General features: G+C 40.0%; 20 protein-coding genes. 2 read left to right on the top strand and 18 right to left on the bottom strand.

Annotation, left to right across the window (positions count from 1 at the left end; all coding sequences use genetic code 11):
• The 6 genes from V7161_RS17370 to V7161_RS17345 all read right to left on the bottom strand — a co-directional run.
• On the bottom strand, positions 1 to 480 hold a 480-nt coding region (locus V7161_RS17370; RefSeq protein WP_335714213.1), incomplete at its 3' end, for a GerAB/ArcD/ProY family transporter.
• Positions 470 to 1,948 (bottom strand): spore germination protein, encoded by a 1,479-nt coding sequence (locus V7161_RS17365; protein ID WP_335714212.1) that lies wholly within the window; start codon positions 1,946 to 1,948, stop codon positions 470 to 472. The genes V7161_RS17370 and V7161_RS17365, both read right to left, overlap by 11 nt.
• A 116-nt stretch (positions 1,949 to 2,064) precedes the next feature.
• Positions 2,065 to 3,438, bottom strand: coding sequence for a nucleoside recognition domain-containing protein (locus V7161_RS17360; protein ID WP_335714211.1), 1,374 nt, complete (start codon positions 3,436 to 3,438; stop codon positions 2,065 to 2,067).
• Positions 3,413 to 4,129: a FeoB small GTPase domain-containing protein gene (locus V7161_RS17355; protein WP_335714210.1), complete on the bottom strand. Its 717-nt coding sequence runs from the start codon at positions 4,127 to 4,129 to the stop codon at positions 3,413 to 3,415. The genes V7161_RS17360 and V7161_RS17355 overlap by 26 nt, the downstream gene beginning before the upstream one ends.
• Positions 4,119 to 4,373 carry a FeoA family protein gene (locus V7161_RS17350; protein ID WP_335714209.1) on the bottom strand — a complete coding sequence of 85 codons (255 nt, stop codon included), beginning with the start codon at positions 4,371 to 4,373 and terminating at the stop codon, positions 4,119 to 4,121. Before V7161_RS17350 ends, V7161_RS17355 begins: the two co-directional genes overlap by 11 nt.
• A gap of 162 nt (positions 4,374 to 4,535) precedes the next feature.
• A complete protein-coding gene (locus V7161_RS17345) occupies positions 4,536 to 6,815 on the bottom strand; it encodes an ATP-dependent DNA helicase (RefSeq protein ID WP_335714208.1) in 2,280 nt (759 codons plus the stop codon).
• Positions 6,816 to 6,941: 126 nt separating this feature from the next.
• Here V7161_RS17345 and V7161_RS17340 point away from each other — a divergent pair, with 126 nt between their 5' ends.
• Complete coding sequence (locus tag V7161_RS17340) at positions 6,942 to 7,673, top strand: YqcI/YcgG family protein (protein ID WP_335714207.1); 732 nt, start codon at positions 6,942 to 6,944, stop codon at positions 7,671 to 7,673.
• 20 nt (positions 7,674 to 7,693) lie between these two features.
• Here V7161_RS17340 and V7161_RS17335 read toward each other — a convergent pair whose 3' ends face one another.
• The 3 genes from V7161_RS17335 to wrbA form a co-directional block, all read right to left on the bottom strand.
• Positions 7,694 to 8,935: a glutamate-5-semialdehyde dehydrogenase gene (locus tag V7161_RS17335; protein WP_335714206.1), complete on the bottom strand. Its 1,242-nt coding sequence runs from the start codon at positions 8,933 to 8,935 to the stop codon at positions 7,694 to 7,696.
• 7 nt (positions 8,936 to 8,942) lie between these two features.
• Positions 8,943 to 10,055: a glutamate 5-kinase gene (gene proB / locus V7161_RS17330; RefSeq protein ID WP_335714205.1), complete on the bottom strand. Its 1,113-nt coding sequence runs from the start codon at positions 10,053 to 10,055 to the stop codon at positions 8,943 to 8,945.
• Positions 10,056 to 10,727: 672 nt separating this feature from the next.
• Positions 10,728 to 11,339, bottom strand: a complete 612-nt coding sequence (gene wrbA, locus V7161_RS17325) for an NAD(P)H:quinone oxidoreductase (RefSeq protein WP_335714204.1) — start codon at positions 11,337 to 11,339, stop codon at positions 10,728 to 10,730.
• 168 nt (positions 11,340 to 11,507) lie between these two features.
• Between wrbA and V7161_RS17320 the strand changes: the two genes are divergently transcribed.
• Positions 11,508 to 12,743 carry an MFS transporter gene (locus tag V7161_RS17320; protein ID WP_335714203.1) on the top strand — a complete coding sequence of 412 codons (1,236 nt, stop codon included), beginning with the start codon at positions 11,508 to 11,510 and terminating at the stop codon, positions 12,741 to 12,743.
• Between the two features lie 42 nt (positions 12,744 to 12,785).
• On the opposite strand, the gene V7161_RS17315 is transcribed toward V7161_RS17320, so the two are convergent.
• From V7161_RS17315 to V7161_RS17275, 9 genes are read right to left on the bottom strand one after another with little or no spacing between them, the layout of a single operon-like run.
• Complete coding sequence (locus V7161_RS17315; RefSeq protein ID WP_335714202.1) at positions 12,786 to 14,516, bottom strand: AMP-binding protein; 1,731 nt, start codon at positions 14,514 to 14,516, stop codon at positions 12,786 to 12,788.
• 40 nt (positions 14,517 to 14,556) lie between these two features.
• Positions 14,557 to 16,113, bottom strand: coding sequence for an acyl-CoA carboxylase subunit beta (locus V7161_RS17310; RefSeq protein WP_335714201.1), 1,557 nt, complete (start codon positions 16,111 to 16,113; stop codon positions 14,557 to 14,559).
• A 39-nt stretch (positions 16,114 to 16,152) separates the two neighbouring features.
• Positions 16,153 to 17,115, bottom strand: coding sequence for an ABC transporter ATP-binding protein (locus tag V7161_RS17305; RefSeq protein WP_335714200.1), 963 nt, complete (start codon positions 17,113 to 17,115; stop codon positions 16,153 to 16,155).
• Positions 17,108 to 18,121: an ABC transporter ATP-binding protein gene (locus V7161_RS17300; RefSeq protein WP_335714199.1), complete on the bottom strand. Its 1,014-nt coding sequence runs from the start codon at positions 18,119 to 18,121 to the stop codon at positions 17,108 to 17,110. Before V7161_RS17300 ends, V7161_RS17305 begins: the two co-directional genes overlap by 8 nt.
• 12 nt (positions 18,122 to 18,133) lie before the next feature.
• Positions 18,134 to 18,973, bottom strand: coding sequence for an ABC transporter permease (locus V7161_RS17295; protein WP_335714198.1), 840 nt, complete (start codon positions 18,971 to 18,973; stop codon positions 18,134 to 18,136).
• A 15-nt stretch (positions 18,974 to 18,988) separates the two neighbouring features.
• Positions 18,989 to 19,936, bottom strand: coding sequence for an ABC transporter permease (locus tag V7161_RS17290; protein ID WP_335714197.1), 948 nt, complete (start codon positions 19,934 to 19,936; stop codon positions 18,989 to 18,991).
• Between the two features lie 27 nt (positions 19,937 to 19,963).
• The gene (locus V7161_RS17285) at positions 19,964 to 21,529 is read right to left on the bottom strand and encodes an ABC transporter substrate-binding protein (RefSeq protein WP_335714196.1); all 1,566 of its coding nucleotides are present in this window, start codon (positions 21,527 to 21,529) and stop codon (positions 19,964 to 19,966) included.
• Positions 21,516 to 23,159: an AMP-binding protein gene (locus V7161_RS17280; RefSeq protein WP_335714195.1), complete on the bottom strand. Its 1,644-nt coding sequence runs from the start codon at positions 23,157 to 23,159 to the stop codon at positions 21,516 to 21,518. Before V7161_RS17280 ends, V7161_RS17285 begins: the two co-directional genes overlap by 14 nt.
• A complete protein-coding gene (locus V7161_RS17275) occupies positions 23,146 to 23,358 on the bottom strand; it encodes an acetyl-CoA carboxylase biotin carboxyl carrier protein subunit (RefSeq protein WP_335714194.1) in 213 nt (70 codons plus the stop codon). Before V7161_RS17275 ends, V7161_RS17280 begins: the two co-directional genes overlap by 14 nt.
• Between the last annotated feature and the right edge of the window lie 155 nt (positions 23,359 to 23,513).

Below are 23,513 nucleotides of genomic sequence, written 5' to 3'. Positions count from 1 at the left end.
GTTCATAAACATGAGAAAAATAATAATCCAAAAACTAAGCTGAAAAAACCGTGTAATAATTCTTAAGTTTTCTTTTCCTAAATACATTCCTAACATTAACATTAGCAACAAAATCACGGATGGAGGTGTAGAAGTTAATATCCAGTTTCTGATTGTTTCCATGTATATCCGATTAATATTCATACATATAAGGAAAAAATAAATAAGGTAACCGACTATGATGAACCTTCCTAGCCATTTTCCAAATACAATCATACAAATTTCATAAATGGTTTTCTGTGGGAATCGACGATGCAAATAAACATAGGTCAATCCCAGAAATAAAGCAATAAAACCAGTTATCAAGATGGATATCCACGAGGCTTGCCGGGCATCTTTGTAAATCAAATTTGGAAAAGATAAAATGCCTTCTCCTATTGTTGCCAATACAACGAAAAAGAACATCTGAAAGGAGGAAATACTCTCCTTCTTATTCTCCATCCTCAGCCCACCCCTTTTTCCCAGTGGATTGTTTTTCATTAATAGGTTTTGCTGTACTAGGCCTGTTCTTCATTTTCCAAAATGGTACCCTGATTAAAGTGTCTTTCAAATCAGACATACGAATTGGACCAAGTGGTGCAAAATAGGGAGCACCAAAAGATTCTAATTTTACCAAGTGAATCATTAAAAACATTAACCCTACAACGATTCCTACTAACCCAAGCATCGACGCTGCAAAGATCATGGGAAAGCTTAATAAACGAATCGATGAACTCATTTCATGAATAGGCACTGTAAAGGAAGAGATTGCCGTAATGGCAATAACAATAATCATGGTATTCGAAACAAGATTTGCTTCTACAATTGCTGTACCGATTACTAATCCCCCTACAATGGCTACTGTTTGAGCCATGGATGTAGGCAGCCGGATTGCCGCTTCTCTTAATAATTCAAGTGTAAGCTGCATAATCAAAGCTTCAATAACAGGAGGATATGGTACATATTCCAAACTCGATTTAATATTTGTCACTAATTCGTATGGAAGGACCTCATAATGAAAGGAAACAATTGCGATATAAATCGATGGTAAAGTAATGCTAATAAAAAAACCTAAAAGTCGGATTACTCGTATAAATGACCCTAAAATAAATCTTGAATTATAATCATCCGGGGATTGATAAAAGGAAAAAAATGAAACAGGCATGATGGATGCAGTTGCGCTTCCCTCCACCAGGATTACAATTCGACCATCCATCAAGTTTGCAACAACACGATCAGGTCTTTCAGTTTCTAAAATTTGCGGAAATGGTGAGAATGAGTTATCCTCAATAAACTCTTCCAATTTTCCAGGTGTAAGATTATTCTCAAGTTCAATTGAAGAAATCCGTTTTTTAACTATGTTAATGACTTTTTGATTTGCGATATTCTCTAAATAAAGGATTGAAACATTTGTTGTTATGCTCCCTCCCCCTACACTTAACATTTCACTCTTTAGATTTGGTGTCCTAATACGATTCCTTATAATATTAATATTTTTGTTTAAACTTTCAACAAACCCGTCGTGAGAACCATTTACGATTTTTTCTGAATCAGGTTCCTTTATGGAGCGGGTTTCAAATAATCCGGTATCCAGCAGGAAAGCGATGTTCGAATTCCCCTCAAAAATTGCGACTTTACCGTCTATAATACCAGAATAAATTTTTTTAAAGTTATCAGTTACACTAATATTCGCTATGGGTATATCTATGATGGAGTCCTTATAATCTAACTTATAAATTTCATTTACAATTCTGCCGTTAACGATATCCTTATTCGTAATCGAGTCGATAAAAGCAATCCCAATCTTCCGTTCTTTTATATCGAAAACTCTTGTCATAAAATCATGTATCTTAGAAAATGTATTATTCACCGTTTGAATATTTAAATGAAAATCCGAATGAATGGTTTCTGTTAATGTTTCCTCTGACATCCTAATCCTCCACATAATAGGTAGTTATAGGTTTCTTCATTTACCTAAGACCTATTCGTCCATACTTCAACTTAATAAAAAAAGACACCACATTAATAATGTGATGTCTTCAGAATTTAAACCCAGCCAAAGAATCTTACTGTTTGCGTAATCACCAATGGAACAATGATAGCAATAACTGTTGGTATTAGAAATGCTAAGAAAGTCCATTTCTTACTCTTTGTTTCTTTATAAATATTAAGCAAAGTCGTTCCGCACGGATAGTGCAGCAGTGAAAATAACATCATATTCAATGCAGTCAACCAAGTCCAACCGTGTGCTAAAAAGATTTTCTTCAAATCTACCAAGCTATCAACTTCAGTTAAAGAACCGGTTGATAAATATCCCATCAACAGGATTGGCAGTACAATCTCATTTGCCGGCAGCCCCAATATAAAAGCCATCAAAATATACCCATCTAGACCTAACATTTTTCCAAATGGGTCCAAGAAGTTCACTGCATACATAAGGATACTCGTATCGCCAATATAGATATTTGCAAACACCCATGTTAAAATCGCAGCTGGTGCCGCAACTTTAACCGCCCGGACTAAAACAGACCATGATTTCGTTAATGAAGAACGAATCACTGTGTCAAAGATTTTTGGTTTACGATATGGCGGTAGCTCTAACGTATAATGGGTCGGAACCCCTTTTAGAGCGGTTTTCGATAGTACCCACGAGACGAAAAAGGTTACGATGATTCCGAACATGACAATTCCGACAATAACACCTGTAGTGACAAGTGATGCCATCCCGCCTGTGAAACCTGCTGCCATAAATAACGAAGACAAAACAATTAAGGTTCCCCAGCGTCCATTACATGGAACAAAATTATTGGTCAAGATCGCGAGCATACGCTCCCGCGGAGATTCAATAATCCTGGTTGAAATGACGGCAGCGGCGTTACAACCAAAACCCATAGCCATTGTTAAGGACTGCTTTCCATGGGCCCCAACCCTTTTAAACAATCGGTCCATATTGAACGCTACCCTTGGCAAATACCCATAATTTTCGAGTAATGCAAAGGTTGGAAAAAAGATCGCCATTGGCGGCAGCATGACACTTATAACCCATGTTGTACCACGGTATAACCCGAGTACAAGAATTCCATGGAGCCATTCAGGAGCATGAATAAAGGTAAAAAATTGGGTGATATAACCTTCCAGATAGCCAAAGAACTCTGCTATCAAGGAGGATGGAATATTGGCGCCCGCTATTGTTATATAAAACAATAATCCAAGCATCGCAATCATAATCGGAAAACCAAAAATCGGGGACGTAAAAATCGCATCCAGTTTTTCCGTTCTCGTATCTCGTTTTGATTTTGTATAGGAAATGCCTTCCTGGCATAATTTATAGCTGCGATCATAAAGCTGTTGAACAATATCATCCCTCAGCTTTGGTGTCGACAGCTCTTGAGCTTCAGCAAAGATGTGTTGAATACTCATACTCTACCTGCCTCCCGGACAACCTCTGATTGATTTCATTTAATAGCGTTTCGTCCCCATCTAACAATCTCAAAGAAACCCAGCGGGAAGATAATTGATCGCCAACGATTTCACGAACTTTTGGTTCAATTTTCTTGATTTGCTCTTCAATTTCATCGGAATATGCCATTCTTACCGGGTTACATTCAATAGCTCCTGTTACTATCCGGTCAAGGGTATCTAATAGCATTGGAAAGCCCTTTTTGTTCCGTGCAGAGATCTTGATGACAGGAACCCCTAAGCGATTGGTCAGCAGGCGTTCATTTATTTGAATCCCTTGTTGTTCAGCAACGTCAATGAGATTGATTGCAATGACAACGTTTTTTGTCATCTCTAAAACTTGTAAAGCAAGATTCAAATTACGTTCTAAAGATGTTGCATCGAGAACTACGAGGGTTACATCAGGTTTTTCAAAAACAATATAATTTCTAGCAACCTCTTCATCTTTGGAATTGGAAAAAAGCGAATAGGTGCCAGGGAGATCGATAAGTTGAAACGTTTTATCCTTGAACTGCACAGAGCCTTGGGCAAGGGAAACCGTTTTGCCGGCCCAGTTGCCAGTATGCTGTCTGAGTCCCGTTAAGGCATTAAACAACGTGCTTTTACCCGTGTTAGGGTTACCTGCTAAAGCAATTCGATATTCAGTTCCCATCGGATACCAGCTCCCCTTCTATTTTCGAACTTTCCTCTTCCCTTAAAGCAATCGTTGTTTGGCTGACACGAAAGGCAATTGGGTCACCCAAGGGGCTTTTCCGTACAACCTCAACCAATGCGCCAGTCACAAATCCTAAATCTAATAATCTTCTTCTCATCACACCGTCCAGATTTAAAGAAGTAATTTTTATAATATTTCCTTTTTCACCATTCACTAATTTCATTATTTTAGGTTTATCCATCTCTCTTTCCCCTCCTTCAAAGTTTTTACCTTGTGCAACTTTTTGTTAATTATATGACAAAGATTCCGATTTTGTCACCTTATTTACAAAAATAATTAAGAATTATTTTAAAAAACGTGACCCTTGTCCAAGCAAGAAAAAAAGCACGCATCAAATACGTGCTCAAATAATCGTGTATTCCCGCCATTCATGCGGCAATAGATTTTGATATTTGGAGTGTAGAAATCGGTCATCGGCAAGTACAATAGTTCCATGGTCTTCTTCTGAGCGAATTAGCCTTCCTCCAGCCTGCAACACCTTGTTCATTCCAGGATAAACATAAGCATAGTCATACCCATTTTTTCCTTGAGTGTTAAAATGATCCTTAATAAGATTCCGTTCAAAACATACCTGCGGCAATCCAACGCCGACAACCACTACACCATTTAAACGATCGCCAATTAAGTCGACTCCCTCCGAAAAAATCCCGCCAAGGACCGCAAAACCAAGCAAAGTTTCTTTTTGATTTGGGGTAAATGCCGCTAAAAAAGCTTCTCTTTCTTCTTCGCTCATGCCTGCTTCTTGTAAAAGTGTATTCGTTTCAGGATCTGCCAGTTTAAACTCCTCATAAACAGAACGTAAATATTGATGGGACGGGAAAAAAATTAAATAATTGCCCGGCTGCCGGGTTTTAATAAATGATTGAAGCATTTTCACTAACGGTTCCTTCGTCCGCTCACGATCTCGGTAACGTGTGGATACTTGCTTGATAAGAATGTCCACTTGTTCTTTTTTAAAAGGCGAAGGAATTGATAAGAAGTAATCTTCTTCCTGTCCGCCAAGGATATCCTGGTAATAGGTAAGTGGCGATAAAGTTGCTGAAAAGAAAACTTTAGAGCGATACCCTTTCCCCATTTGCTTAAGCAATTTTGAAGGGTCCATGCAAAAAAGCTTCACAATTAAATCCGTTTTCTGCTTTTCGCCATAAATCATATAATGTTCGTCGAGTAAATCTGCAATTTTTAAAAAGTTGTTAACCTTGAAGTAGGCTTCCAATAGATGATTAGATGCTCCATTTTTTAAAAGATCTTCTGCTGCATCCAAAAATTGAACAAGATGAAGATGTAGGTTTTCATCCAGTTTTCGAATAGAAAACTCATTTTGATTGGCATGTTCTTTTTTTATCGAAATAAACCAGGAATTCAGCTTGCTGGCCGTCTCATAAATATCTTTGTTTACACCTTTGTAGTCCTTTTTTAATTGGAGAAACATCTCTTTGTTGATGAAAGCTGAAAACATTTCCCGCCCGCGGTCAACTAAATTATGAGATTCATCGATTAGTAAGGCTGTCGACTTTTTCTGTTCCTCAAAAAGCTGCTTTAACGAAACTTGAAGGTCAAATATATAATTGTAATCACATATAATCGCATCGACAGCATTTGCCAGATCAATTGAAAATTCGAAAGGACAGACTTTATGTTTTCTAGAATAAGTTTCAATTACAGCTCTTGTCATACCTTGTTCATTCGCTAATATATCTAGTATGGCAGCATTTATCCGATCATAATAGCCATCTGCAAATTCACAATGTTCTTTTTGACAAATGGTTTCCTCTTTAAAGCACATCTTATCTTTCGCTGTGATAGTGACCGTTTTCAAACAAAGGCCGCTTGTTCGCATTCTGGCGAAGGCATCTTCGGCAGTGGTTCGAGTAATGGTTTTGGCAGTAAGATAGAAAACACGGTTTAAGTGGCCTTCCACCATCGCCTTAACTGCCGGGAATAAGGTGGAAATAGTCTTACCAATTCCTGTTGGAGCTTTCGCAAATAAATTTTTCCCTTCAGAAATCGTTTTATAAACAGCACCGGCTAATTTCCGCTGACCTTCACGATAGGTAGGAAAAGGAAAGCTCAATTCCTTACAGCTTGCGTTTCGCTTTTCACGATGCTGTAATTGCAGCCTAGCGTATGGTGCATACCCTTTGAGACAATCGAAAACAAATTGCTCGAGTTCTTCAAAAGGAAAGGTCTTTTTTATGTATTTTTTCTCTCCTGATTCAACATGAACATAAGTTAGCTGAACATTTATCTCAGGTAATTGGTGGCCCTTGGAATAAATATAGGCATACATTTTTGCCTGTGCCCAGTGGACTGGATATCCCTCTCCATTAAGGAGGTGAAGCGGCTGGGAAAATGACTTGATTTCATCTATTATCACTTCTCCCTTTTTGAATAAAAGCCCATCACATCTGCCGTCTATAATGAAAGAAAGGTCCTCAAATGGAATTTCAATTCGGAGATATACTTCCTTTTGATCTCCCTCTTGATAGGTTTTTTGAATTTTTTGATGAATTCTTGTTCCATCTAGTAATGTCGCTTGTGATCGAAACCGAGAATCGATACTGCCGCTGCGGTAAACATATTCAACAAGTGTCCTAACTGAAATTTGTACATCTTTTTTCACTAAATCACCAACTCGAAATAAGAATGCATGTTTGTATATTTATTTTAACAGAAATAAGCAAAAAAGTTGAATTTCTCACCGTCATTTTTAATTTTTCATATCTTGAGATTGAGAGGTGGGATCTTAGTGAGTATCTATACAAAAGAAACGCTTAAGCAAATGGCTTTAGAACATTGGCAAAAGGATGCAATTGAAAAATTTGAAGCAAAAATGACGGATAAATCCAAACCCTTTCCTTGTATTCCTGCCACCCAAGGGTACCAACTCCATCATTTTCGCTATGGTTTCGTAAGAAATTACAATGCAAAACAACTTGCCATTATGCTTGAAGACTATTCAAACTGTTATCGAGAGCTGGGTGCCTTTACATCCTTAATTATTTTTTATGAACCATTGTGCGAATTAAATGAAAAAACTCCAGTTGAAAAATTTGAGCAGCTATTTTGGGAACAGCTTAATGACCTTCATGATTTAGATCAAAGGAAATGGCCAAATCATATACCCTCAAGTGCTCATAATCCACTATGGGAATTCTGCTTTCATGGTGAACAATATTTTATGTTCTGTGCAACACCTTCCCATAAAAATAGATTCAGCCGGCATTTCCCATATTTCATGCTTGCGATTACCCCGCGTTTTGTACTTGAACAATTTTCTTCTAATGAAGTAATGGTAACTAAAATCAAAGCATCGATTCGGAAACGTCTATCAGAATATGATACTATTTCCATTCACCCTAATTTGAATACTTATGGAAAGAACGATAACTATGAATGGAAGCAGTATTTCTTGCACGATGATGACACAACCTTATCCCACTGTCCCTTTCATTCAGTAAAAAAAACAAGTAAGGACTAACAAAGCCCTTACTTGTTCTATTATATTCTAATTTGTCCTGTTCCCTGCACAATTGCTTTGGTTGTCGTGATTGCCTTAAGTCCCATTGGGCCGCGGGCATGCAGCTTTTGTGTACTGATGCCAATCTCAGCGCCATAACCGAACTGTTCTCCATCGGTAAACCTTGTAGAGGCATTATGATACAAGACAGCAGCATCTACAGCCTGGAAAAATAAACGGACATTTTGCTGGTTTTCACTGATAATTGCTTCTGAATGCTTTGTACCATACTGATCGATATGGTCAATGGCTTCGTTTATATCATTCACTAGTTTTATCGCTAATACTGGTGCTAAAAATTCTATTTGCCAATCTTCTTCAGTCGCCAAATTGACAAACAAATATTTGGAAATTAATTCTTGATCGCCCCGCAGCTCGACCTCTTTTTCATGCAACATATTTATTAATTCAGAAATATATGGCCAATCTTTATGAATAAGAAGAGTTTCCGCTGCGTTACAAACAGATGGCCGGTGCAATTTCGCATTTAAAGTTATCTCAGTCGCCATTTTTTCTTGTGCTGATTCATCTATAAAAACATGGCAGTTTCCGACACCTGTTTCTAACACAGGTACCGTGGCATTGTGGATAACCGATTGAATTAAACCTGCTCCTCCGCGTGGAATAAGAACATCCAAGTATTGGTTTAGCTTAAACATTTCGGAAGCAGTCTCGCGGCTTGTATCCTCTAAGAGATGAACTGCGTCAGCAGGAATCGCTGTTTCAGCAAGAGCTTCCCGCATTACTTGCACAAGCGCCATATTGGAATGGAGGGCAGAAGAACTTCCTCTTAAAAGAACGGCATTTCCGGCTTTTAAGCATAAAGTTGCGGCATCAACGGTCACATTGGGACGTGCTTCATACACCATGCCAATTACCCCAAGCGGGACTCTCACTGTTCGAATATGCAACCCGTTCGGTCTTTCCCAAGCCTCGGTGATCTCCCCGATGGGATCATCCAGATTAATGACCTGATGGATGCCCTCAACGATTTGGTCAATTCGTTCATCCGTTAACAATAAGCGGTCTAATAATGATGACGAAATTCCATTTTCTATACCAGCTGAAATATCCTCTTGGTTCGCTAATAAAATGCGTTCTTTTTCCATTAAAATTTGATCTGCCAGTTTGGCCAGCGCTCGATTTTTTTCTTCGCTGGTAATCATTCCTAATTTCTTGGAAGCTACTTTTAATTTTTTTGCTTTTAATAATAATTCACTCATTGAATGTTCACTCCTTTGGCATAATGACCCAATTATCGCGATGGATCACTTCTGCATGTTGATTTATCGAATAAACCTTGGATTGTTCACTTGGTAATCCCTTAACTTTAAGCAGGTCTTGAGAGGAATAATATACTTGTCCTTTCCCGACAATTTTTCCTTTTGGGTTGCGTACTTCCACTACATCAAGGGCATTAAATTCACCAGTTACATTCGTTACCCCTACAGGCAATAGGCTTTTCCCTCTTTGGACAATGGCCTGTTCTGCTCCTTCATCAATTTCGATGACTCCACCAACTTGGGAATGATAGGCTATCCATTGTTTTCTCATTTGCATCTGTGTTTGGAAGGGTCCTCCGATATACGTTCCATCTCCTTTGCCAGCAAGGATATCAACCAATTTTTCCTTCCCTGCCCCCGTTCCCACAAAAACACTGACACCAAGCGATAATGCTTTTTTTGCTGCTAACAGCTTGGATCTCATTCCACCGGTACCAACCATCGAACCGCTTTCGCCTGCGATTCCCATAAGTTTTTCTGATACTTCCGGGATAAAATGATATTTTTTTGCTTCCTTTGATACTTTTGGGTTACCATCATAAAGTCCATTTACATCGGTTAAGATTATGAGAGCATTTGCATGTAAAAACCCACTAACAAGCGCCGAGAGCATATCATTGTCTCCGAAGGTCAGTTCTTCAATCGATACCGAATCATTCTCATTTATGATCGGAATGACACCCCTTTGGAGGAGCTCCTGTATCGTATTGAAAAGATTGTGGAACCTTATTTGACTATAGAAGTCCTCTCGAGTTAATAAGATTTGCCCTGGAACAATATTAAACTCTTTAAATAGTTGAATATAATTTTGCATTAAGAGTGCTTGCCCGACTGCAGCTGCGGCTTGCTTCCCTGCAGTTGTTTTCGGACGAATTGAATATCCAAGTGAACCGAATCCAGCAGCCACGGCACCTGAGGAAATTAGGATGACATCATGCCCCTGCTTTTTTAATAGTGACAATGCCTCAACATGATCACGTATTTTTTCCTCTGATATCGCTCCTGAGGCATTTGTTAACGAGCTGCTTCCAATCTTGACAACTACCAGCTGTTTTTTCATCGTACTAACCCTCTTTTTTTAAAATTGCACCAAATTTAATTGGAATTTTATCTAGATTCCATGCTCAATGAAGACAGTTTTACTAGATTTATAGCTAGTTTTTGTCTTCAATCGGACTTATTGAGGACCTTTTCGCTAGTTTTCTAACTAGTTTTGTCCTTAATCAGGGTTATTGAGGACATTTCTGCTAGTTTCCAAACCAGTTATGTCCTTAATCTGGCTTATTGAGGACATTCCCGCTAGTTTTCTAGCGTTTTTTGTCCTCAATCCTGAGAATTATTATCATGGACACTCTTTCAGTTAACGCCTAAAGAATAAAAAACGACTCTCCTGTCCTAAATTAAAGGACGGAAAAGTCGTTTCCGCGGTACCACCTTCATTGATGCAGAGCATAAAAGCTCGCATCCACTTTCAACCCGTAACGTGGGGCACGGCTTATGTTTTCATAAGCAGCTTTACAAGGGCAGGTTCAATCCTCTTTCAATGAGAAACCTTTCAGCCGGTGGGTTTCATTCTCTAACACTTTCCAAAGATTTACTAGTCCCTTACCATTACCAATTTAATTTTCTTTGATTATCCTTAGAAATGGCCAAAATGTCAATAGAATTTTTAGAAAATTTAGTTTAAAATAAAAAGAACTAACTGGAAATTCCCAGTCAGTTCAAACGTTAGCTATTGATTCGCTTTTTTCACCCATTCTGCAACCGTAACGGTCCGTTTAGCCTGATGCTTTACAGCAGCTTGTACATCTTCCACCATGTTTCCGCTCTGATCAACCGTTACACTCGTTCCATAGGGATTGCCTCCAGAACCGAATATAACCGGATCAGTATATCCAGGCGCTGCGATTATCGCACCCCAGTGGTACATCGACGTATATAAGGAAAGAATGGTGGCTTCCTGTCCGCCATGAGAGTTTTGTGCAGAAGACATCGCACTTACCACTTTGTTCACAAGTTTTCCATTAAACCAAAGCCCGCCTGTTGTATCTAAAAACTGCTTCATTTGCGCTGGCATATTTCCAAAACGGGTTGGAACACTGAAGATTATGGCGTCAGCCCACTCCAAATCTTCCAATTTAACTTCAGGGACATTTGCGGTTGCTTCGACATGCGCTTTCCATACAGGATTACCTTCAATAACTGATTGAGGTGCTAACTCAGGAACCTTTAATACCTTTACTTCAGCACCAGCTTCTTTAGCGCCCTCTTCAGCCCATTTTGATAACTGATGATTCGTTCCGCCCATGCTGTAATAAATAACGGCTAATTTAACATTTGTCATTGGTGTTTACTCCTTTGAAGATGAATTGAAAAATCAAACATCAAAATTTTCTCCATTTTTAACTTCACTTATTCGTAACAGTCACATACTACATAGAATTTTCGATACCCGAAAGGAATAAGATGGTAATAATGAAATATTATTCTATAACCAAAGGGAGCGACTTAAATGGAAGCAACAAACCATAAAAGATTATGGGGTTATGCAATAATCGGAATGTTAACAACAATCGTCGTATTAGCATTTGCAAGACTTTCCTATGGAGTTATCCTTCCTTTTATGAGAGAGGGTCTTCATATCTCCTACAAAGAGGCTGGATACTTAGGTACTACCACTTCATTAGGATATTTGAGCACGATCATCTTTGCAGGAATACTCGCTTCAAAATGGGGAAGTAAAAGGACCGTTTTACTGGGAATTTCTCTCGTTACATTAGGACTAGCTGGTTTATCCTTCACTTTTTTCTATCCTGTAACCTTTATTTTTATGCTCCTCCTGGGTATTGGAACATCCTTTACCTATACACCTTTTATCTCCTTACTCGTTGCTTGGTTTCCACAGCGAAAGGGTTTTGTCATCGGCCTTACCACCAGCGGCGCTGGAATTGGGATTCTTCTTGCAGGAATCATCGTCCCCTACCTAAGCAGTATCAATGAAGCTATCGGCTGGAGAATCGCTTGGGGGATATTCGCTAGTATTGGACTTGTAGTAGTGATTTTAACGCTAATATTTATTAAAAATCCTCTCCAGGAAAAACTAGGAAATCAAAACCGACAGCAATCTTCAGCTAAAGAAATTTATAAAAATCCAAAAGTAATTAATGTCGGTCTTATTTATGGAATAATTGGGATTACCTACATAGTTCAAATGATCTTTGTTATGAGCTATATGATCGAATCAGGAATTAGTGTAAAATTTGCCGGCCAGTTAATGGCACTCAATGGAATCTTATCAATTTTTAGCGGGCCCATTTGGGGATTTATTTCCGATAAAATTGGCCGCCGAACATCCTTGATTTTAACGATGGGTTTGACAGCTTTCTCGATGCTTCTTCCGGTAATTTTTCCAACAGTCATTGGTTTTACCATTCATACCGTTATTTTAAGCTGTACATCTACAGGATTATTTACTTTAACGCAAGCTTCCAGTATGGATCATGTGAAGCCTGCTGACATGCCTGTCGCCTTTAGTTATGTCACCTTCTATTTTGCCATCGGCCAATTTATTGGGCCGGCAATTGCTGGATGGCTGATAGAGGATTGGGGGGGGTTTAAAAGTGCATTCCTTTTTTGTTCCATCTGTTTGCTATTAGGTTTAGGTCTAACACTTAAAGTAAAGAACTCTGTTCAAAATCAACTGGCCAAAACAAACATAAAAACTGAATTAAATGAAGAAGTATTATAAAAAAAAGGAGAGTACTAGATATGAAACTAGCACTCTCCTTTTTTATACTTTTTCTGTTTCAAATTCTTTTATTAATTCCTGACGAATTTTATATTTCTCAATTTTATTCGTTGGAGTCCGAGGCAGGTCAATGGTAAACCGGATATACTTTGGCCACATATATTTAGGCATTTTATCTTTCACCCATTCCCGTAACTCTTCCTCGTTTAAAGCGGCTCCGTTTTTCTTAACGACATAAACTGCGACATCATCTTCCTCTCCAACTTCTGCTGGAACAGGGAAAGCAGCACATAGGTCAATATCAGGATGACCGTTAATGATATCCTCTAATTGATACGAAGAAATCTTTTCACCTCGGCACCGGATGACACTGCCAAGCCTATCAACAAAATAGTAAAATCCATCCTCTCCAAGGTAACCGGCATCTCCACTGTGAAACCATAGATTCTTAAAGGCCTTATTTGTTGATTCAGGTTTATTAAAATATTCTGTTAATACGAGGTGAGGCAACCGCGGCCGAAAAGCAATCTGACCTACCTGCCCGACAGGAAGTTCTATGTCATTTTCATCTAATACTTTCACTTCAAAATAAAAGGTGGGTTTCCCCATGAAGCCTTTTTTCAAGTCCTGGTCTCCATTAATAATGGGAATATTCAATTTATCACAGACAGTGATAATTTCCTGTCTGGAAAGACCTTTATATAATTCCTTCGGGGTCCCTTCACCCTCTTTTGTTTCAAGAATGACACTGGCAAGCGGATTCCCCGATTCCGTTTGCCCAAATCCGGCGGTCACATAATCAAATCCAAATCGCTTTGCAACCTCATTATGATATTTGGGAAGCGGCTGCATATGAACTTTATTAATGGTATTCAACCTATCGTCTTTTGACGGTTTGGCATTCATTAGCCAAGGAATCATCACATCCAGTAAAATTGCCGCAGTGGATCCGCTTTTTTCAATCCGCATCCAAAATTGATTGGGACTAAATTTATCCCATAATGCAACCGTACACCCCGTATAGGCAGATCTCGCAACATTGGCAAACGCTCCACCCACATGATAGAGAGGCAGATCATTATATACCACATCTTCAGAAGACATACATGCCCTCATTCGGAGGGTATATCCATTAATCCAGCGATGCGATTGGACCACTCCTTTTGCTGGCCCTGTCGTTCCAGAAGTATAAATGATATTGGCTGTATCCCAATAGTTCAATTCTAGGTCGAGGTTTTTGGTCTCCTCCTGTAAAAATCGATCGAAGGAGATTTCGTTATAGTTTAAATCCAGAGAAATTTCAGCAGTTTCAGCAATATAATCATGATCTCCCTCTTGGGGATTATAAACAGCCGCGCACAAATGGCTTACTTCGGAGGCAATTTCATTTAAAATGGGCACCATGGACCGCTCGGTAAAAAGCAGCTTTGGTTTTGTATCATTTAACTGATAACTAAGAAGTTTACCGCGATAATTAAAATTAATCGGACTAAATATCCCTCCGCATTTCCAGATTCCAAACATAACCATAGTGGTTATTAATGGGTTCTTTAAAAAGACAGATACACGGTCTCCTTTCTGAACTCCTTTAATTTTTAATGAATGTCCAATACTATTCGTCATTTCATTAAACTTTTGATAAGTGATTTGTTTATCAGCTTCTCCATAGTATATAAAAGTTTTCTCTCCTGCTACCTTCGCCCAATGCTCAAGGCATTTAGAAACGACTTCCTCCTTAGAAGAAAGCTCCTTTAACAAATCCTCCTGTTTCATCGAAAGGCACCTTCCTTTTATATGAATAATTATGAAAAAATCATGGCCTCATTCCATGGCGTGAAACACCTAACTGTTGCGGGAGAAGTTCGTATGCATCTTTCACCCATTCACAGAGCAATGGACGGGTATCACGGGGGTCAATAATTTCTTCAATGCCAAAAGCCTCTGCCGTTCGAAATGGAGATCTGCCTGATTCCATTTTTTCTAGTAATTCTTTTAATAGTGCTTCTGGATTGTCACTAGCCTCAAGTTCACGACGATAAGCAACATGAACACCTCCTTCAACCGGAAGTGAACCCCAATCTCCTGATGGCCAAGCATACCTCAGGTTCAACCCATGACCGTTTGACATTCCTGCACCGCCTACACCAAACACTCTTCGCATAATGATTTCAACCATTGGAACAGATGCTTGATAGATAGCGGAGATGGCACGTACCCCTTTTCGGATGGTTCCCTTCTTCTCTGAAGGAAGTCCAATAACCATGCCAGGTTGGTCAACCATATTCACAATTGGTAAATGGAAGGTTTGACACAGGTCGACAAAACGCTCTATTTTCTCAGAACTCTCTGCTGTCAGTCCACCGCCATTTACAAATGGATCGCTTGCTAATACTCCAACTGGATAACCATCAAGCCGAGCAAAACAGGTAAGCGTCCCTCCTCCGTAAAATCGTCCCATCTCGAAAATGGACTCTACATCAAATATCATGGTGAGAAGTTCACGAATTTTATAAGGTGCTCTTCTATTTTTAGGTATAACTGAAATCAAACGTTCGTCCCTTCTGCCAGGATCATCCTCAGCTGGTTCCACTGGCGGCAGCTGCCAAACACTTGATGGTAAATAGGAAAGGAATGTACGGATTTGTTCAAAAGCATCTTCTTCTGATTTGGCTATATTATCTACCGCTCCACTAGTGCGGTGAACCTGCACCCCTCCAAGATCTTCTTTTGATAAATCCTGCCCCATACCAAATTTTACAACTGGAGGTCCAGCTACAAATAGTTGGGAAGTCTCTTCCACCATCACAGAAAAATGGGACGCGGCAACCCTCGCAGCACCCAGACCGGCAACGGAGCCTAGGCAGGCTGCAACAACAGGGACCCGTTCCATATTGGCAACGACTAAATCCCATGCAGGGTTTACAGGAACATATGTATGTCCCTCTAAATCTAGGAATTTTACACTTCCTCCACCACCAGTACCATCCACTAACCGAATGATTGGCACCTGAAGGTCATGAGCCATTTGCTCTGCGTATATCTGTTTGCCGCGGATCGCTCCATCCGCCGCACCGCCTCGGACAGTAAAATCATCCCCGCCTACAACTACCTTGCGGCCTTTAATTCGCCCTGTTCCCAGGATAAAATTTGCTGGTGTAAATTCTATTAAATTCCCATTTTCATCATATTTGCTTTTTCCAGCGATTGCCCCGCGTTCATGAAAGGTGTCATGATCAAGGAGTTTCTCAATTCTCTCACGTACCGTAAGTTTGCCTTGGGATATATGTTTTGAGACTCTTTCTTCTCCTCCCATTTGGCGTGCTAAAGCTTCCCGAAGGTGCAATTCTTTAATTTCCGGTTCCCAGGTCACTAGATTTCCTCCTTAAACTGTTTTCTAAATCTATTATTCTTAATAAAAACACGCTGTCCATCTTCTCTCCGCCGCTTCTATAAGAGGAGGTTCTTCTCGTTGACAGCGCTCTGTAGCTAAAGGACAGCGAGTATGAAAGCGGCAGCCACTTGGAGGATTGACTGGACTTGGGAGATCCCCGCTTAGAAGTATACGCTCGCGGTCACGCATCGTTGGATCAGGCTCTGGGACTGCAGAAATCAATGCTTTGGTATAAGGGTGCAGCGGGTTCTCAAATAATGAATCCGTTTCGGAAATTTCGACCACTTTTCCTAAATACATCACCACAATACGATCACTGATATGCTTTACTGCCTGAAGACCATGAGCAATAAAAATATAAGATAAGCCCAAATCTTCTTGGATATCTTTCAGGAGATTTAAAATTTGAGCTTGAATGGATACATCAAGGGCGGAAACAGGTTCATCGCATACGATCAGCCTAGGATTTAATGCCAATGCTCTAGCTATTCCAATTCTTTGACGCTGCCCTCCGGAAAATTCTTCTGGATAACGCGCGCCATGTACAGTTCTCAGTCCTACACGTTCTAATAATTCATCTACCCGTTTTTTCCGCTCCTTACTGGTCCCAATCTTATGCAGAACTAAGGGTTCTGCAATGATATCGGCAACACTCATTCTCGGATTCAGAGATGCATACGGATCCTGAAAGATCATTTGAATTTTTTTCCCTAAATCCCGCTTACTTCGTCCTTTTGATAAAAGTGAGCTGCCTTCAAAATGAACCTCCCCATCCGTTGGTTCAAGCAGCCCAACGACCATCCGGCCTAAGGTCGATTTTCCGCATCCGGATTCGCCAACAAGTCCAAGAGTTTCTCCTTGTTTCACTTCAAGGTTAATCCCATCCACCGCTTTTAACCATTTGGTTTTCTTTCCAAATAATCCACTGCCAATGGGATAATATTTTTTCACATTTTTAATGGAAACCAATGGTTCAAGCATGCTTTGTCACCTCTTCGATTGGCCTTTCCTGTAGATTCCAGCAAGCTGCCCTTCTTTGTGGTCCTATATTCTCCAGGTATGGAGTATTACTACTACATTGATCGTTTGCCTGACTACAGCGTGAATAGAAATTGCAGCCACCTGTCAGCTCTAAGGGGCTAGGAACGGTACCAGGAATGGCATTTAAGCGTTTTTCCGATTGTCCTCTTAACTTTGGAACACTTGCTAACAAGCCTTTAGTATAGGGATGCTTTGGTTCCTGGAAAATCGAATAGACATCGCCTTCTTCTACAATTTTCCCGCAGTACATGACAAGAACCCGATCCGCCATTTCCGCTACAACCCCTAAATCGTGAGTAATCAGAAGAATGGATACACCTGTTTCTCTCTGAAGTGATTTCATGACATTCAGAATTTGGGCTTGAATGGTCACATCTAATGCTGTGGTGGGTTCATCGGCAATCAACAGAGATGGATTGCAGGCAAGAGCCATTGCAATCATAATCCTTTGCCGCATCCCTCCTGATAACTGATGGGGATAATCTTTTAGCCTGCTTTCAGCGTCAGGAATCCCAACCTTATTTAACAAATTGATGACCGTTTGCTGCGCTGTTTTGTAACTAACCCCTTGGTGGAGTTGGATTGGTTCTGCGATTTGTTTTCCGATTGGATGTAAAGGGTTTAAGGAAGATAGCGGATCTTGGAAAATCATTGAAATTTCATTGCCGCGAATTTTCTTCATTTGCCTCTTTTTCATCGTAAGTATATTATGGCCTTTAAACGAGATGATGCTTTCTTTGCCATAAGTTATGGTAAGAGCATTCAGTCCCATAATCGATAACGCGGTTACACTTTTACCGCTGCCAGATTCCCCCACCAATGCAACAATTTCACCTTTTCCAATTTTAAAAGAAATATCATTAACCGCTTTAACAACCCCTCCAGTTGAAGGGAAATACGCTCTAAGATTACTTACTTCCAAAAGTGGTTCAAACTGTTTACTCAAACCGCTTCCCTCCTAAGTTCGCTTGATTTTTGGATCAACGGCTATCCTTAAACCATCTCCGAAAAAGTTACCGGCTAAGACTGAAAGTAAGATTGCCGCTCCAGGGAAAATCATCATAAATGGATTGACAAAAATCATACTGTAGGCTTGATGAAGCATGCCTCCCCAACTAATTTGCGGTGACTGTGCCCCCATTCCAAGAAAACTTAATGATGCCTCCACCAAAATCGCCAAACTAAAACTGAAGGATGCTTGAACAATGATCGGAGAGGCGATATTGGGAAGGATATGCCGATACATGATCCACAAAGGACCAGCCCCAGAAATTTTTGCCGCTTCCACATATGGTTCACGCCGGACTTGAAGGGTTTGTCCTCTTGCCAGTCTGGCAAATTGCGGAGTGAAGATGATTCCAATCGCGATCATTGCGTTCCATAGGTTAACCCCTAAGGCACCTGTAATTCCCAATGCGAGAAGAATTGCAGGAAAAGATAAAATCGCATCAACAACCCTCATGAAAAGATCATCGACGATGCCGCCAAGATACCCTGAAATAATTCCCAAGGGAACTCCAATAAAAAGAGGAATTAGGATTGCGATAAGTCCTGCTTGTATGGCTGCCTGTGATCCAAGAAGCAATCTTGTAAAAATGTCCCTTCCCAGTTCATCTGTTCCAAACCAGTGCGAGCCATTTGGTGCAATCATCACTTGGTTCAAATCCTGTGCTTCTGGGTCAAAAGGGACAATGTATCGGGCAAAAAAAGCAACTAGGACTAAAATGAGCAAATAGATCAAACTGACGAATGCCAAGCGTTCACGTTTTACCCTTTGTAAAATAATTCGAAACTGCATGTTGTGCCCTCCTTCTTAATCAAATTCAATTCGAGGATCCAAAATGCTATAGAGTACATCGGTAACAAAGTTAATGATGAGGACCATTACTACCATTACCAAGACGACTCCTTGTAGCATCGGAAAATCCCTTTGCAGTATTGAATTGACTGCCAGCTGCCCCATTCCAGGAATGGCGAAAACGCTCTCAATCACAACCGTTGCACCAAGCATGTTCCCAAATAGAAGCCCCGCCGTTGTTACGACAGGTAAAAAGGCATTTCTAAGTCCATGCTTCCAAATAACTGGCCATAATGATAATCCTTTGGAATAAGCAGTACGAATATAATCTGAATCCATACTCTCAAGCAGTGAAGATCGTAATTGTCGTGTGATTTGTGCCGCGCCAAATGCACCTAAGCAAAAGGCTGGGAGAAGAACACTTTGTAAAAAACCGCCCGTATTTTCAAAAATACTAACAAATCCTGTAGCAGGTAGCCATCCCAGTTTGACACTAAATAGGGCTACCAGCAGCATCGCTAACCAAAAATTTGGAATAGCTGTCCCCAGCGTGCCGAAAAACCTGGCCACATAATCCATCCAACTATTCGGCTTTAAAATAGAGGTAATGGCAAAAAACATCCCTATCAGAAAGGAAATAATCATTGCAGAAATAACAAGCTGAATCGTAACGCCCAGTCTTGAAAACACTGCATCACTGACAATTTCCCCTGTAAAAAGGGATCTCCCTAAATCTCCCTGTAAAGCATGTAATAGCCAATTCCCATACTGAATGAGCACAGGTTGATCCAGCCCCAGTTGACTTCTCAACTGGGCTAGTTTTTCTGCGGTTGCATTATCTCCAAGAAGCGCAAGAGCAGGATCACCCGGTATAATCAAGATTAGGGAAAAGACCACCAAAGTCGTTACAATTAACATGGGTATGACATACATCAGGCGGCGTAACAAAAATTTATAAAACATTGGCTCTCTCCCTTCCTATCCTCTTTATTATTGTTCCAGCCACAAGTAGGAGAACTTTGGTTTCCCTAGTAATGTTCCTTCAAAGCCCTTAACCTTTGGCGACATGGCCGCAATAGAAGGAGTAAACATAATAGGAATCGTCATCGCTTCTTCTGCCATCGCAATCTCATTTATTTCGCCATATAACTTTGCTCGCTCTTTTTGATCATATGAAGCTGCTGCCTTTGAAATCAATTCTTCTTTTTTAGCCGTTGTCTCCCCGCCAACATTGTAGAAACCTTTTCCACCAAGGAATAAACTGATTGTTTGTTGCGGATCGGGACGTCCTGTCCATGCCGTAAGATTTGCCGGCAACTGCTTTTCATTAAAGTAAAGAGCTACTCCTTTTGTGAGTTCCATTGGCAGTAAGTTAATCGTAAAGCCCGCCTCCTTGACTTGCCCTTTTATGGCTTCCGCCAATCTTTGATAGAATGGTGCAGTTGGCACGAACATATCAAATTTGACATTTTCAACTCCTGCCTGTTTCAATAATTCCTTTGATTTTTCAGGGTCATAGTTAATTTTCATTTCAGGACTTGCTGCCCAATAATCACTTGGAAATGTTTGATTAGCCGACTCGCCTTCCCCAAAAGTTAAAGCTTTTACAAGGGAATCACGATCGATGGCATATTGAAGCGCCTGCCTGACTTCCTTTTTATCAAATGGGGCCATTTTGGTATTTAAATAAATATTATAGAACGCTACCTTCATTTTCGAATCTAACACTATATTCTTATCATTCTTTAAAACTTGACTATTGTCAGGTGATACATTCCAATAGAATTGAATCTGACCTGATTTAAGTGCATTTAATCTTGTATTTTCATCAGGCATAATTTTAGCTGTTATTTTATCAAGGTATGGCAGTCCTTTTTGCCAGTAATCCTTATTAGCTTCAAACTGAATTTCTCCGTTTCGTACCCATTTGACCATCTTATAGGGACCTGTCCCCACTGGGTTTTGGCTGAAGTCAGCACCAAATTTTTGAACTGCTGCAGGCGAAACCATCATCCCTGAACGATCAGATAGGGCAAGGATAATGGAGGAATCTGGCTGTTTTAAATGTAATTTCACTGTTTGTGGATCGACAACCTCTACCGATTCTACATTAGATAAATCGGATACTTTTGATTCTTTCGATCTTACTCGTTCAAGGTTAAATTTAACGGCATCTGCATTAAATGGGGTTCCATCATGGAAGTTTACCCCTTTTCTTAAGTGTAGAATAATGGTTTTATCATCCGGGGTGTCCCATGATTCCGCAAGGCCTGGTTGAGGTTCAAGATTCGCATTATAGTTTACTAATGTGTCATAAACTGGATACAGCAGCGGATGATCGTTCCCGGAATTGCCGAGGATGGGATCGTAGTTACTCACATCAGAGTCATAGGCAACAACAAGGCTGCCTCCTTTCCTCGGTTCGCTGTTTTTTGGGTTTTCTGCCGTCTGGCCTGCTGTATTTTTACCAGCTGTAGAACTGTTATTGGAGCAGCCAGTCACTAACAATAATGTGGCTATTAGGACAACGAATAAGACTTTGTTAATTTTTATCATGGACAACCTCCTTATAATTTGCCTTCTCTTTTTCTTCATCTGCAAGCAGCCTTCGAAGCAATTTGCCAGTCCCGGTAACTGGCAGACTCTCCCTGAATTCAACATAACGGGGATATTTATAAGCTGCCATTTTTTCCTTGCTCCATCGGATAATCTCCTCTTCCGTAATCCTAGTTTGGAATTCCGGTTTAATCACCACAAAAGCCTTTACTGATTCTCCCCGAACGGGATCTGGCACACCAATCACAGCTGATTGGGAGATGGCAGGATGGTTCATCATCATAATTTCAACATCTTCAGGAAATACACTGTATCCAGAACACTTGATCATTTCTTTTATACGGCCGAGAAAAAATAAATATCCCTCTTGATCCAACTTGCCAATGTCACCTGTATAGACCCATCCATTGCGAAGCGTTTGGGCTGTTTCTTCCGGTTTATTCAAATATCCTTTAAAAACACCGGGATTTTTTACAATAATTTCTCCTTCTTTCCCAATTGGAACCTCCCTCCGCGGCTCATCAATAGACATGATTTTTATTTCTGTTTCCAATACGGGCTTGCCGGTAGTACCAAATTTGACAGCTCCTTCGGACATCAGCGTATCGGCCGTATGGGTTTCACTTAGCCCGTATGCTGATTCAAATAATCCTACACCTGTAAGCTCCTTCCATTGATTCGAAATTTCCTCGGTTAATGGAATGCCAAAGCTGGTGCATGCATTCAATCTAAGAGAACGAAAGTCAACCCTATTGGCATCTGGATGCTTCATAATGGCTATATTCATTGGAACAACAGTCTGAGCTACTGTGACCTGGTACCGCTCAATAACGTCCATTGCCGATTCTGGAGTAAAACGATTAAGTAAGACCAGGGTTCCACCAGTAAAAATGACGACGTTCATGCCTAACATGCCGGCAATATGGCAAATTGGCATAATGGATAATGATATATCATGTGCTGTTGTATTCCTTGTTTGCGCAACACAATATGATTTATATAATGCATTTCGATATGTCAGCATCGCCCCTTTCGGCTGTCCAGTCGATCCGGACGTATAAACAATAAGAGACACATCATTTTCCACATCAATCTCTATTCTTGGAGGGTTTGCCATTTTTGATTGAAAAATCTGTATTAAATCGATGCAATCAGCTAAGCGTTTCTTTGGGGGTATTTTTTCTGGAAACTCTGGCTGTGGGATTTCTGGAAGAAAATCTATGTAGCTCGTTGTAATAACCAATTCAATCGAAGAATGATTTCGAACCTGGTCTACAATGGGGTGCAATTGTTCCAAGGTGACGATTGCTTTCGCTCCTAAATCATTCACTTCATAGGCCAATTCCCATTCCTTAAACATGGGACTGCATGGACCCACAATTGCTCCAATTTTCTGAATTCCAAAATGACAAATAATATATTGAGGACAATTGGGTAAAAAAAGCGCAACCTTGTCTCCCTTTTTAATTCCACGGGAATAAAGAAACATCGCAAATCGATCTGATAAATCATCCAGTTCCTGATAGGTAATCGTTTTTCCATAAAAGATGATCGCTTCTTTATTTGGTGTGAATCGTGAATAATGGCGAAGATACTCATGCAACGGCTGGTTAACATTATTCCAACTCAATAATAATATCCCCCTCATTAACAAATTCTCCTTCTCTTACTTTCACATCCTTTATTACTGCTTTTGACTCAACTGTTATCGGAATCTCCATCTTCATTGACTCAAGAATAACAACTTCATCACCAGACTCAACAATATCACCTGTCTTTACCAGCAATTTGAAAACATTTCCCGCCATATAGGATGAGATATGTCCCAACCTTTCCACTCCCTCTCGACATTAATGAATTGATTTTTTTACAAAAAGTAAGCGTTTACAACATTATCTAACTATTTCTGAAAATTCTGTATTTACAGTAAGTATATGAAATTGATAAAATGAAAACAATGTTGATTCTCATAGCTTTTCATCTA

Source organism: Neobacillus drentensis (genome assembly GCF_036965425.1).
Lineage (GTDB): Bacteria > Bacillota > Bacilli > Bacillales > Cytobacillaceae > Neobacillus > Neobacillus drentensis_F.
This window is presented reverse-complemented; position numbering and strand designations above follow the sequence as displayed.

What these genes read in the sequence shown, in the direction of transcription:
- V7161_RS17365 (WP_335714212.1), bottom strand. Translation starts at nt 1,948, where the DNA reads ATGTCAGAGGAAACATTAACAGAAACCATTCATTCGGATTTTCATTTA.
- V7161_RS17360 (WP_335714211.1), bottom strand. Translation starts at nt 3,438, where the DNA reads ATGAGTATTCAACACATCTTTGCTGAAGCTCAAGAGCTGTCGACACCA.
- V7161_RS17355 (WP_335714210.1), bottom strand. Translation starts at nt 4,129, where the DNA reads ATGGGAACTGAATATCGAATTGCTTTAGCAGGTAACCCTAACACGGGT.
- V7161_RS17350 (WP_335714209.1), bottom strand. Translation starts at nt 4,373, where the DNA reads ATGGATAAACCTAAAATAATGAAATTAGTGAATGGTGAAAAAGGAAAT.
- V7161_RS17335 (WP_335714206.1), bottom strand. Translation starts at nt 8,935, where the DNA reads ATGAGTGAATTATTATTAAAAGCAAAAAAATTAAAAGTAGCTTCCAAG.
- proB (WP_335714205.1), bottom strand. Translation starts at nt 10,055, where the DNA reads ATGAAAAAACAGCTGGTAGTTGTCAAGATTGGAAGCAGCTCGTTAACA.
- wrbA (WP_335714204.1), bottom strand. Translation starts at nt 11,339, where the DNA reads ATGACAAATGTTAAATTAGCCGTTATTTATTACAGCATGGGCGGAACG.
- V7161_RS17320 (WP_335714203.1), top strand. Translation starts at nt 11,508, where the DNA reads ATGGAAGCAACAAACCATAAAAGATTATGGGGTTATGCAATAATCGGA.
- V7161_RS17315 (WP_335714202.1), bottom strand. Translation starts at nt 14,516, where the DNA reads ATGAAACAGGAGGATTTGTTAAAGGAGCTTTCTTCTAAGGAGGAAGTC.
- V7161_RS17305 (WP_335714200.1), bottom strand. Translation starts at nt 17,115, where the DNA reads ATGCTTGAACCATTGGTTTCCATTAAAAATGTGAAAAAATATTATCCC.
- V7161_RS17295 (WP_335714198.1), bottom strand. Translation starts at nt 18,973, where the DNA reads ATGCAGTTTCGAATTATTTTACAAAGGGTAAAACGTGAACGCTTGGCA.
- V7161_RS17290 (WP_335714197.1), bottom strand. Translation starts at nt 19,936, where the DNA reads ATGTTTTATAAATTTTTGTTACGCCGCCTGATGTATGTCATACCCATG.
- V7161_RS17285 (WP_335714196.1), bottom strand. Translation starts at nt 21,529, where the DNA reads ATGATAAAAATTAACAAAGTCTTATTCGTTGTCCTAATAGCCACATTA.